Source organism: Streptococcus sp. SN-1, from assembly GCF_041154385.1.
GTDB lineage: Bacteria > Bacillota > Bacilli > Lactobacillales > Streptococcaceae > Streptococcus > Streptococcus mitis_CT.
This window is the reverse complement of sequence record NZ_AP028929.1, coordinates 1,413,688-1,425,370: the sequence shown is the minus strand read 5'-3', so window position 1 is coordinate 1,425,370 and position 11,683 is coordinate 1,413,688. Positions and strand designations below refer to the sequence as shown.

Below are 11,683 nucleotides of genomic sequence, written 5' to 3'. Positions count from 1 at the left end.
TCTTTTTTTTCCTTCTTGGCAATGTATAGAGTGTTTCTCTCGTTCACATCTAGGGGCAAATGTGGTATACTTAGGAGTAACATTTATAGAATAACAGACAAGAAAGTGAATGGATAAGAACGTGCAGGAACCAGTGAAATTATTTCAATACAATACCCTTGGAGCCTTGATGGCAGGCCTTTATGGTGGTACCATGACAGTAGGAGAATTGCTAGAGCATGGTGACCTTGGTTTGGGAACCTTGGATTCCATTGATGGAGAATTGATTGTCTTGGATGGCAAGGCTTATCAAGCCAAAGGCTCAGGAGAGCAACCGGAAATTGTAGAAGTGTCACCAGATGCCCTTATTCCTTACGCAGCAGTGGTACCGCATCAGGCAGAGGTCATTTTCCGCCAGCGCTTTGAGATGACAGACAAGGAATTGGAAGAGCGAATCGAGTCTTATTATGACGGGGAAAATCTTTTTCGCTCAATTAAGATTCGTGGCGAATTTTCACATATGCATGTACGCATGATTCCTAAGTCGACACCAGATACCAAGTTTGCTGAGGTCGCAACCCATCAACCGGAATATAGTCGCGACAATGTAGCAGGGACCATCGTTGGTTTCTGGACGCCAGAGATTTTCCATGGGGTCAGTGTGGCAGGCTATCATCTACACTTCATCTCAGATGATTTGACCTTCGGTGGGCATGTTATGGACTTTGTCATCAAGGAAGGCATTATCGAGGTGGGAGCGGTTGACCAGTTGGACCAACGTTTTCCAGTCCAAGACCGTCAATACTTGTTTGCTAAGTTCAATGTTGACGAGATGAAAAAAGATATTGAAAAGGCAGAATAGGAGAAGAAAATGACCATTCATATTATCATTACCATGGTGCTGTTGCTGGCTTTCTTGATAGGGAGCATTTGGTATGCCAAAAAGAAATACCAGATTAATCTAGCTGTTTTGGGCTTGGGAGCTGTAGCCTTCTTTGTCTCTTCACAGATTTTGGAAAAACTGGTGCATATCTTGGTTTTGCATCCTCAAAAAGACGGTAGTATTGCCCTCTTGCAAGATCATCCAATTGTCTATATCATCTATGGCCTAGCCATGGCAGCATTTTTTGAGGAAACTGCTCGTCTTGTTTTCTTCAAATGGTTGGAGAAAAAGAGAAGTTTGGAAAAGGCAGACGCCTTGGCCTATGGGTTAGGGCATGGTGGTTTGGAATTAATTTTCCTAGGCCTTGCTAGTTTACTCAATCTCTACATCGTGCTTTCGGCGGTTCAAACGCAGGATCCACAGGTCATGCAATTACTGTCTGAAAATATGTTGAAAACTATCCAGTCGCTATCAGTCTGGCAGATTTATTTGCTTGGTTTTGAGAGAATCTTGGCCCTAGGTTTCCAATTACTCTTGACTGTTTGGGTTTACCAAGCTGTTTGCCAGAAGAAATGGATTTATCTCCTAGCAGCCTATGGCCTACATGCCTTCTTTGACTTAGCACCATCTCTAGTCCAAGTTGGCTGGTTGACAAATCCAGTCTTGGTTGAAGTTGTCCTAGTACTAGAGATCGTTCTGGTTGCCTATGGAACAAAGGCTATCTTTTGTAAAAAATCATAAGAAAAGGGGGAAACCTCTTTTTCTTATGCAAAATCCAAACAAGGTCTTTTTAGGGTCGTCAAATGGTCTTAAAAATGGTATAATGGAATGAATTTTGTAAAAGGAAGAGTGACATGTCTGTAAGAGAAAAAATGCTTGAAATCTTAGAAGGAATTGATATCCGTTTTAAGGAACCCTTGCATAGCTATAGTTATACAAAAGTAGGTGGAGAGGCCGATTATTTGGTCTTTCCACGAAATCGTTTTGAGTTGGCGCGCGTTGTTAAATTTGCCAACCAAGAAAATATTCCTTGGATGGTTCTTGGCAATGCTAGTAACATCATTGTTCGTGACGGTGGGATTCGTGGATTCGTCATCTTGTGTGACAAGCTCAATAATGTTTCTGTTGATGGCTATACTATTGAAGCAGAAGCTGGGGCTAATTTGATTGAGACAACTCGCATTGCCCTTCGTCATAGTTTGACTGGTTTTGAATTTGCTTGTGGCATTCCAGGGAGCGTTGGTGGCGCTGTCTTTATGAATGCAGGAGCCTATGGTGGCGAGATTGCCCACATCTTGCAGTCTTGTAAGGTCTTGACCAAGGATGGAGAAATCGAGACCCTGTCTGCCAAAGATTTGGCTTTTGGTTACCGCCATTCAGCCATTCAGGAGTCTGGTGCAGTTGTCTTGTCAGCTAAATTTGCCCTAGCCCCAGGAACCCATCAGGTTATCAAGCAGGAAATGGACCGCTTGACGCACCTACGTGAACTCAAGCAACCTTTGGAATATCCATCTTGTGGTTCGGTCTTTAAGCGTCCAGTAGGGCATTTTGCAGGTCAATTAATTTCAGAAGCTGGCTTGAAAGGCTATCGTATCGGTGGCGTAGAAGTGTCAGAAAAGCACGCAGGATTTATGATCAATGTTGCAGATGGAACGGCTAAAGACTACGAAGACTTGATTGAGTCTGTTATCGAAAAAGTCAAGGAACACTCAGGTATCACGCTTGAGAGAGAAGTCCGTATTTTAGGTGAAAGCAAGTAGGAAGCTTTAGCTAAAAAGCTGCTGCTATGTCATGGAAAGGGGGTGAAAGCCTATCGTTAGTGCAGAAGAATGTAGGCAGTTCAATCTCCTACACGAGGTAGTGGCGGCCTGACAGAGCCCTGATCTGTTAATCTATGAAAAAGAAGGAATAAATGACAATTGAAAAAACCAATTATTGAATTCAAAAACGTCTCAAAAGTTTTTGAAGACAGCAACACCAAGGTTCTCAAAGATATCAACTTTGAGTTGGAAGAAGGGAAATTTTATACCCTTTTAGGCGCATCTGGGTCAGGGAAATCAACCATCCTAAATATTATCGCAGGTCTACTGGATGCGACGACAGGAGATATCATGCTAGACGGTGTCCGAATTAATGATATTCCAACCAACAAGCGAGACGTCCATACGGTCTTCCAATCCTATGCCTTGTTCCCACATATGAATGTGTTTGAAAATGTTGCCTTTCCACTTCGCTTGCGTAAAATTGACAAGAAAGAAATCGAGAAACGCGTAGCGGAAGTTCTCAAGATGGTTCAGTTGGAAGGTTACGAAAAACGTTCTATCCGTAAACTTTCTGGAGGACAACGTCAGCGTGTGGCAATTGCCCGTGCCATCATCAACCAACCCCGTGTGGTCTTGCTGGACGAGCCTCTGTCAGCGCTGGACTTGAAATTAAGAACAGATATGCAGTACGAACTGCGTGAACTGCAACAACGATTGGGCATTACCTTTGTCTTTGTCACTCACGATCAGGAAGAAGCCTTGGCTATGAGTGACTGGATTTTTGTCATGAATGATGGCGAGATTGTCCAGTCTGGAACACCTGTGGACATCTACGATGAGCCGATTAACCATTTTGTTGCGACCTTTATCGGTGAGTCAAATATCTTGCCAGGAATCATGATTGAGGACTACTTGGTTGAGTTCAACGGCAAACGCTTTGAAGCGGTCGATGGTGGGATGAAGCCAAATGAACCTGTTGAGGTCGTGATTCGTCCAGAGGACTTGCGGATTACCCTTCCTGAAGAAGGCAAGCTCCAAGTTAAGGTGGATACCCAGCTCTTCCGTGGGGTTCACTATGAAATTATCGCCTATGACGAACTTGGGAATGAATGGATGATCCACTCGACTCGTAAGGCCATCGTGGGTGAGGAAATCGGTCTGGACTTTGAACCAGAAGACATCCATATCATGCGTCTCAACGAAACTGAAGAAGAGTTCGATGCTCGTATTGAGGAGTACGTAGAAATCGAAGAGCAAGAAGCAGGTCTGATCAATGCAATCGAGGAGGAAAGAGATGAAGAAAACAAGCTCTAAACTCTTTGTAGTGCCCTACATGCTCTGGATCGCCCTCTTTGTGTTGGCACCCTTGGTCTTGATTTTCGGACAATCCTTTTTCAATATTGAAGGACAATTCAGTTTAGAAAACTATAAATCTTACTTTGCGTCACAAAACTTGACCTACCTCAAAATGAGTTTCAACTCAGTGCTTTATGCAGGAATTGTGACCTTTGTGACCTTGCTTATCAGCTATCCGACAGCCCTCTTTTTGACCCGTCTCAAGCACCGTCAACTCTGGCTCATGCTGATTATCCTGCCTACCTGGATCAATTTGCTCCTTAAAGCCTATGCCTTTATCGGAATTTTTGGTCAAAATGGCTCCATTAATCAATTCTTGGAATTTATCGGAATTGGTTCACAACAGTTGCTTTTTACCGATTTCTCCTTTATCTTTGTCGCAAGCTACATCGAGCTTCCCTTTATGATATTGCCAATCTTTAATGTCTTGGATGATATGGACAACAATCTCATCAATGCCAGCTACGACCTCGGTGCGACCAAGTGGGAGACCTTCCGACATGTCATCTTCCCTCTGTCTATGAATGGTGTGCGAAGTGGAGTTCAGTCGGTCTTTATCCCCAGCTTGAGTCTCTTCATGCTGACCCGTTTGATTGGTGGGAACCGTGTTATTACGCTGGGAACGGCTATTGAACAGAATTTCCTAACCAATGACAACTACGGTATGGGTTCAACCATCGGTGTGATTCTCATCCTGACCATGTTCATTACCATGTGGGTGACTAAGGAAAGGAGAGAACGATGAAAAAATTTGCCAACCTTTATCTGGGACTGGTCTTTCTTGTCCTCTACCTGCCGATTTTTTACCTGATTGGTTATGCTTTTAACGCAGGCAACGACATGAATAGCTTTACAGGTTTTAGCTTGAGCCATTTTAAAACCATGTTTGGCGATGGTCGCCTTATGTTGATTGTGACTCAGACCTTTTTCTTAGCATTTTTATCAGCCTTGATAGCGACCATTATCGGGACTTTTGGTGCCATTTACATCTACCAGTCTCGTAAGAAATACCAAGAAGCCTTTCTATCACTCAATAATATCCTCATGGTTGCGCCTGATGTTATGATTGGTGCCAGCTTCTTGATTCTCTTTACCCAACTCAAGTTTTCACTTGGCTTTTTGACCGTTCTTTCTAGTCACGTAGCCTTCTCCATTCCTATCGTGGTCTTGATGGTTTTGCCTCGTCTTAAGGAAATGAACGGTGACATGATTCATGCGGCCTATGACCTTGGTGCCAGTCAATTTCAGATGTTCAAGGAAATCATGCTTCCTTACCTGACTCCGTCTATCATTGCAGGTTATTTCATGGCCTTCACCTATTCGTTAGATGACTTTGCCGTGACCTTCTTTGTGACGGGAAATGGCTTTTCAACCTTGTCAGTCGAGATTTACTCTCGTGCTCGTAAGGGGATTTCCTTAGAAATCAATGCCCTGTCTGCCCTTGTCTTTCTCTTTAGTATTATCCTAGTTGTTGGATATTACTTTATCTCACGTGAGAAGGAGGAGCAAGCATGAAAAAACTCTATTCATTTTTAGCAGGAATTGTAGCCATTATCCTCGTCTTGTGGGGAATTGCGACGCATCTAGACAGTAAAATCAATAGCCGAGATAGTCAAAAACTGGTCATTTACAACTGGGGTGACTATATCGATCCAGAACTCTTGACTCAGTTCACAGAAGAAACAGGAATCCAAGTCCAGTACGAGACTTTTGACTCCAATGAAGCCATGTATACCAAGATCAAGCAGGGTGGAACGACCTACGATATTGCCATTCCTAGTGAATACATGATTAACAAGATGAAGGACGAAGACCTCTTGGTACCGCTTGATTATTCAAAACTTGAAGGTCTTGAAAATATCGGACCAGAGTTTCTCAACCAGTCCTTTGACCCAGGCAATAAATTCTCTATCCCTTACTTCTGGGGAACCTTAGGAATTGTCTACAATGAAACCATGGTAGATGAGGCTCCTGAGCATTGGGACGACCTCTGGAAACCAGAGTATAAGAACTCTATCATGCTCTTTGATGGGGCGCGTGAGGTATTGGGACTGGGTCTCAACTCCCTCGGCTACAGCCTCAACTCCAAGGATACCCAGCAGTTGGAAGAAACAGTGGATAAGCTCTATAAATTGACGCCAAATATCAAGGCCATCGTTGCCGACGAGATGAAGGGTTACATGATTCAGAATAACGCTGCTATCGGAGTGACCTTCTCTGGTGAAGCCAGCCAAATGCTAGAAAAAAATGAAAACCTACGCTATGTGGTACCGACTGAGGCCAGCAACCTTTGGTTTGACAATATGGTCATTCCAAAAACCGTGAAAAACCAAGATGCCGCCTATGCCTTTATCAATTTTATGTTGAAACCTGAAAATGCTCTCAAAAATGCAGAGTATGTCGGCTATTCAACTCCAAACCTACCAGCTAAGGAACTGCTCCCAGAGGAGAAAAAAGAAGACAAGGCCTTCTATCCAGATGCTGAAACCATGAAACACCTAGAAGTTTACGAGAAATTTAACCATAAATGGACAGGCAAATACAGCGACCTCTTCCTACAATTTAAAATGTATCGGAAGTAGGAGTTAGAAGTCACGGAACGAATCAGTCAAGCTGGTTCGTTTTTTTATGTAAAAGGCAATTTTTGTAACTGTATGTTTTTCTATGATAGTTGCTGTGTTTAGTAATATGAAAATTGAGGATAAAAATAGTGATAAGTGAAATAACGGCGCATTTATTTCAAGATTTTTTTATTTGTTGAATTCTATCTCCTTCATTAAAATTGCTTCATTAAAATTTTTAAAATTGACTACTAGCTACATACGCTTTTACCTCCTTTTATGCTATAATATTCTCAATAGAATCTTTAATCTTCAAATAAATATTCCTTATGGAATAATTCCGTTTTATACCGTTTAGAATATTTAAGAGGATACAATGTTTAATAATGATTCTTTTGGAGCTCGTCTTAAGGAACTGAGAAAGATCAAGAAGTTAACTCAGGTACAAATTTCTGAGATGATTGGTGTATAACAAGGTACTTATTTTCGTTGGGAGAATGGAACTTTAGAACCTAATTTAGACGCCGTTATCAAATTAGCAAAATTATTTGATACCACGACAGATTATTTACTAGGAAAAACGATTTATAGTACTCTAGATGGTATTTCTCATCCAATCACTAGAATTGATATGAAGAAGTTAAAAGAGTTTAATAAAACTGAACTTAATGATTTGAAATTTGTGCTTGTTATGAATGGAATAAAAAAACATTTCACTGTATTTAACTATATGGATGAGCTAGTTTCTGAATATAATTTAGACAAAGAAGAGCAAGGAATATTGCCGACACTCTTTAAAGAGGTTTATGATTATTTTAATGCAGATTAATAGTTTATAAGATTAATCCTCAATAGATAGAGAATAATATATTCTTGTTGAGTGATTCTATTTTATGAAGGTTGTTTGTAGTTGAAGGGGGAAATAGATGGACTCTAAAATTGATACAGCTTGGAACTTGTTTCTGGAAGGAAAAATATCAGAAGCTAAAAAGTTAGTTGAACAAGATTTTTCCATTGATACCTGTACGGATTTTAGTCTTTTAAATTTGATGGGATATTTATTGTTAGCAGAAAAAGACTATGTTTCATGTACCCATATCTTTGAGAAATACATTTTATTGGCGCAACAAAATGAAGATAAAGATAATGAACACATTGGCTTACATCAATTAGCTATGATTTACAGAGATCAGGGGGATTTTCATACGGCTTTAAAACTTATTGAAGATGAAGAGAAGATAGTTGAAGAGTATTTTCTAAATGATAATCTAAAGAAAGCTGTGAATAACTACGAACAGGGCTATGTGAGATTTAAATTAAACAATCTTGATGAGGCCCTTACATTCATGAATCTGTCATTGGAACAATCTTTAGAGACTGATGATGTAATTTCTCAAGCTTGTAGCCATAGAGGGTTAGGTGAAATCTATTTAGCCTTGGAAGATACGGAATTATCCAACACACATTTCAAACAAGCTATAGAACTTTTCGAAAGTGCTGGAGAATTTGAAGGGATAAAGGAAATTGAGGAATTGATTAATGAATGATTTTACATTTAGATTTTGTTATTAGTTTGCTTTATCTTAAAGAATGTAGATATGCAATTGACAGTCTAGATAATATTAAAGCGAGAGAGTGATATGTTATTTTGGATTTGTTTAATATCAACAATTATATTGGCTAATTTTGTTCTCCTGAAAGAGTAATCAAAGATACAGGAAATTGCTCTGATTCAACGGAGATGATTTCCAGTTGACGCAAGCTTAAAAAAACGTTATAATAAGAAAGTTGAGAATTGATTTTCAGTTGTCTTAGTCCAGAGAAATGGCGGTGCTGCGAGCCATCTAAGCTAGGAAGTCATGCTACTCAATCATACAATTGCATAAGAATAAGAGAATGACAAGTTCATTGAATGAAGGTGGTACCGCGGTTTTTCGCCCTTCGTGATATGAACTTGTCTTTTGATTTTTTGGAGGTGTTGATGAAAACATTTCTTGTCAAACAAAAGTTTCGTCTTGGGGGCGAACGCTTCACTATCAAGGATGACAGGGGAGAAATCGCCTATCAGGTAGAGGGATCATTTTTTAAAATTCCCAAAACCTTTACTATCTATGATGCATTTGGTAACCAAGTCAGTGAGATTAGTAAAGAGATTTGGACTTTATTTCCTCGTTTTGAGATTCAGCTTCAGGACGGATCGAGTTTTGTCATTCGTAAGAAGTTGACCTTCTGGCGAGATAAGTATGAGTTTGATAATCTGGGGCTTCGTATCGAGGGCAATATCTGGGATTTGAACTTCAAATTGCTGGATGATCGTGATCAGTTGATTGCGGAAATCAGGAAAGAACTCTTCCATCTTACCTCTACCTCTACCTATACCGTAACGGTTCTTGAGGACGCTTATGCAGACCTAGTCATTTCTCTCTGTGTCGCGATTGACTATGTGGAAATGCTGGAAAGCCAATCACATTAAACAAGTAAATAAGGAGACAATATGAAACAACTATCTAGTGCACAAGTACGCCAAATGTGGCTTGATTTCTGGGCGACTAAAGGTCACTCAGTAGAACCATCAGTGAGTTTGGTTCCTGTAAATGATCCAACTCTTTTGTGGATCAACTCTGGGGTAGCAACCCTTAAGAAATACTTTGACGGGACTATTAAACCTGAAAATCCACGTATCACCAATGCGCAAAAAGCTATCCGTACCAACGACATCGAAAATGTCGGAAAAACGGCTCGCCACCATACTATGTTTGAAATGTTGGGGAACTTCTCTATCGGGGATTACTTCCGCGATGAAGCTATCACCTGGGCTTATGAGCTTTTGACAAGCCCAGAATGGTTTGATTTCCCATCTGAAAAACTTTACATGACTTACTATCCAGACGATAAAGATTCTTACAACCGCTGGATTGAAGTGGGAGTGGATCCAAGTCACTTGATTCCTATTGAGGACAACTTCTGGGAAATCGGTGCGGGACCTTCTGGACCTGATACAGAGATTTTCTTTGACCGTGGAGAAGCTTTTGACCCAGAAAATATCGGTCTTCGCCTGCTTGCAGAAGATATTGAAAACGACCGTTATATCGAAATCTGGAACATCGTTTTGTCACAATTTAACGCAGACCCTGCTGTTCCTCGTAGCGAGTACAAGGAATTGCCACACAAGAACATTGATACGGGCGCTGGTTTGGAGCGTTTGGTGGCGGTTATCCAAGGGGCTAAGACAAACTTTGAAACAGACCTCTTCATGCCAATCATCCGTGAAGTTGAGAAATTGTCTGGTAAGGTCTACGATCAAGATGGCGACAACATGAGCTTTAAGGTCATCGCTGACCACATCCGTTCTCTTTCATTTGCTATCGGTGATGGTGCCCTTCCAGGAAATGAAGGTCGTGGTTACGTCCTTCGTCGTTTGCTCCGTCGTGCTTCAATGCATGGTCAAAAATTGGGTATCAACGAGCCTTTCCTTTACAAACTCGTTCCAACTGTTGGAAAAATCATGGAAAGCTACTACCCAGAAGTGCTTGAAAAACGTGACTTTATCGAAAAAATCGTTAAGAGCGAAGAAGAGTCATTTGCTCGTACTCTTCACTCAGGTCAACACTTTGCCCAAGGCATCGTAGCTGACTTGAAAGAAAAAGGTCAATCTGTCATCGCTGGTTCAGATGTATTCAAACTCTATGATACTTATGGATTCCCAGTTGAATTGACTGAAGAAATCGCTGAAGAAGCTGGTATGACTGTAGACCGTGAAGGTTTTGAAGCAGCCATGAAAGAACAACAAGAGCGCGCGCGTGCGTCAGCTGTCAAGGGTGGCTCAATGGGGATGCAAAATGAAACCCTTCAAAACATCACTGTAGAAAGTGTCTTCAACTACAATGCTAGCCAATTGTCTTCTAAATTGGTAGCTATCGTGGCTGACAATGCAGAAGTAGAAGCTGTATCAGAAGGAACTGCCTCACTTATCTTTGCGGAAACGCCATTCTACGCTGAAATGGGTGGACAGGTAGCTGACCACGGACAAATCTTGGATGAGTCAGGTAAGGTTGTGGCTACTGTGACAAATGTTCAAAAAGCACCAAACGGACAAGCTCTTCATACAGTTGAAGTCCTTGCACCACTTGCCTTGAACCAAGAATATACCTTGGCAATTGATACAAATCGTCGTCACCGTGTTATGAAAAACCACACTGCGACTCACTTGCTTCACGCTGCCCTTCACAACATCCTTGGAAACCACGCAACACAAGCAGGATCTCTTAACGAAGTCGAATTCCTTCGCTTTGACTTTACCCACTTCCAAGCAGTAACTGCAGAAGAATTGCGTGCCATTGAACAGCAAGTCAATGAAAAAATCTGGGAAGCTCTTGAAGTGAAGACAGTTGAAACGGATATTGACACTGCCAAGGAAATGGGAGCGATGGCCCTCTTTGGTGAGAAATACGGCAAGGAAGTTCGTGTTGTCACTATCGGTGACTACTCTATCGAGCTTTGTGGTGGTACCCACGTTGGCAACACTTCTGAAATTGGTCTTTTCAAGATTGTCAAAGAAGAAGGGATTGGATCAGGAACTCGCCGTATCTTGGCGGTAACTGGTAAGGAAGCCTTTGAAGCCTACCGTGAACAAGAAGACGCTCTGAAAGCTGTGGCAACAACTCTTAAAGCACCTCAACTTAAGGAAGTTCCTCACAAGGTGGAAGGACTTCAAGAACAACTTCGTCAATTGCAAAAAGAAAATGCTGAGTTGAAAGAAAAAGCCGCAGCTGCAGCCGCAGGCGACATCTTCAAGGATGTTAAGGAAGTCAACGGTCACCGTTACATTGCTAGTCAAGTGTCTGTATCAGATGCCGGTGCCCTTCGTACCTTTGCGGACAACTGGAAACAAAAAGACTACTCTGACTTGCTTGTCCTAGTTGCTGCTATCGGAGACAAAGTCAATGTCCTTGTAGCAAGCAAGACAAAAGACCTTCATGCAGGGAACCTTGTCAAAGAATTGGCACCAATCGTTGATGGACGTGGTGGTGGTAAACCAGACATGGCCATGGCAGGAGGAAGCAATCAAGCTAAGATCCAAGAATTGTTGGATGCAGTAGCAGGTAAATTGTAATTAAGCAAAGATCTATCCATTTGGGTAG

General features: G+C 41.5%; 11 protein-coding genes. All 11 read left to right on the top strand.

Annotated elements, in window-relative coordinates; genetic code table 11:
- Positions 1 to 109 precede the first annotated feature (109 nt).
- The 11 genes from budA (at position 110) to alaS (ending at position 11,655) form a co-directional block, all read left to right on the top strand.
- Positions 110 to 841: an acetolactate decarboxylase gene (budA, locus tag ACAM22_RS06450; RefSeq protein ID WP_000360314.1), complete on the top strand. Its 732-nt coding sequence runs from the start codon at positions 110 to 112 to the stop codon at positions 839 to 841.
- A gap of 9 nt (positions 842 to 850) precedes the next feature.
- On the top strand, positions 851 to 1,603 hold the full coding sequence (locus ACAM22_RS06445; protein WP_369606531.1) for a YhfC family intramembrane metalloprotease: 753 nt from the start codon (positions 851 to 853) through the stop codon (positions 1,601 to 1,603).
- A 113-nt stretch (positions 1,604 to 1,716) separates the two neighbouring features.
- A complete protein-coding gene (gene murB, locus ACAM22_RS06440) occupies positions 1,717 to 2,622 on the top strand; it encodes a UDP-N-acetylmuramate dehydrogenase (protein WP_000116175.1) in 906 nt (301 codons plus the stop codon).
- Between the two features lie 159 nt (positions 2,623 to 2,781).
- Entirely contained in the window at positions 2,782 to 3,939 is a 1,158-nt protein-coding gene (locus ACAM22_RS06435) for an ABC transporter ATP-binding protein (protein ID WP_369606530.1), read from the top strand.
- Positions 3,920 to 4,726, top strand: a complete 807-nt coding sequence (locus tag ACAM22_RS06430) for an ABC transporter permease (protein WP_000753801.1) — start codon at positions 3,920 to 3,922, stop codon at positions 4,724 to 4,726. The genes ACAM22_RS06435 and ACAM22_RS06430 overlap by 20 nt, the downstream gene beginning before the upstream one ends.
- The gene (locus ACAM22_RS06425; RefSeq protein ID WP_000712740.1) at positions 4,723 to 5,496 is read left to right on the top strand and encodes an ABC transporter permease; all 774 of its coding nucleotides are present in this window, start codon (positions 4,723 to 4,725) and stop codon (positions 5,494 to 5,496) included. Before ACAM22_RS06430 ends, ACAM22_RS06425 begins: the two co-directional genes overlap by 4 nt.
- A complete protein-coding gene (locus ACAM22_RS06420) occupies positions 5,493 to 6,563 on the top strand; it encodes an ABC transporter substrate-binding protein (protein ID WP_023946326.1) in 1,071 nt (356 codons plus the stop codon). The genes ACAM22_RS06425 and ACAM22_RS06420 overlap by 4 nt, the downstream gene beginning before the upstream one ends.
- Positions 6,564 to 7,173: 610 nt before the next feature.
- Positions 7,174 to 7,371: a hypothetical protein gene (locus ACAM22_RS06415; RefSeq protein ID WP_261050383.1), complete on the top strand. Its 198-nt coding sequence runs from the start codon at positions 7,174 to 7,176 to the stop codon at positions 7,369 to 7,371.
- 97 nt (positions 7,372 to 7,468) lie between these two features.
- Complete coding sequence (locus ACAM22_RS06410) at positions 7,469 to 8,089, top strand: tetratricopeptide repeat protein (RefSeq protein ID WP_261050382.1); 621 nt, start codon at positions 7,469 to 7,471, stop codon at positions 8,087 to 8,089.
- 434 nt (positions 8,090 to 8,523) lie between these two features.
- Positions 8,524 to 9,015: an LURP-one-related family protein gene (locus ACAM22_RS06405; RefSeq protein WP_261050368.1), complete on the top strand. Its 492-nt coding sequence runs from the start codon at positions 8,524 to 8,526 to the stop codon at positions 9,013 to 9,015.
- A gap of 21 nt (positions 9,016 to 9,036) precedes the next feature.
- On the top strand, positions 9,037 to 11,655 hold the full coding sequence (alaS, locus tag ACAM22_RS06400; protein WP_261050367.1) for an alanine--tRNA ligase: 2,619 nt from the start codon (positions 9,037 to 9,039) through the stop codon (positions 11,653 to 11,655).
- Positions 11,656 to 11,683: the final 28 nt, after the last annotated feature.

Bases quoted from the DNA above. Each gene is read 5' to 3' on its own strand.
- ACAM22_RS06425 (WP_000712740.1), top strand. From the start codon at position 4,723: ATGAAAAAATTTGCCAACCTTTATCTGGGACTGGTCTTTCTTGTCCTC.
- ACAM22_RS06405 (WP_261050368.1), top strand. From the start codon at position 8,524: ATGAAAACATTTCTTGTCAAACAAAAGTTTCGTCTTGGGGGCGAACGC.
- murB (WP_000116175.1), top strand. From the start codon at position 1,717: ATGTCTGTAAGAGAAAAAATGCTTGAAATCTTAGAAGGAATTGATATC.
- ACAM22_RS06415 (WP_261050383.1), top strand. From the start codon at position 7,174: ATGAAGAAGTTAAAAGAGTTTAATAAAACTGAACTTAATGATTTGAAA.
- ACAM22_RS06420 (WP_023946326.1), top strand. From the start codon at position 5,493: ATGAAAAAACTCTATTCATTTTTAGCAGGAATTGTAGCCATTATCCTC.
- ACAM22_RS06410 (WP_261050382.1), top strand. From the start codon at position 7,469: ATGGACTCTAAAATTGATACAGCTTGGAACTTGTTTCTGGAAGGAAAA.
- budA (WP_000360314.1), top strand. From the start codon at position 110: ATGGATAAGAACGTGCAGGAACCAGTGAAATTATTTCAATACAATACC.
- alaS (WP_261050367.1), top strand. From the start codon at position 9,037: ATGAAACAACTATCTAGTGCACAAGTACGCCAAATGTGGCTTGATTTC.
- ACAM22_RS06430 (WP_000753801.1), top strand. From the start codon at position 3,920: ATGAAGAAAACAAGCTCTAAACTCTTTGTAGTGCCCTACATGCTCTGG.
- ACAM22_RS06445 (WP_369606531.1), top strand. From the start codon at position 851: ATGACCATTCATATTATCATTACCATGGTGCTGTTGCTGGCTTTCTTG.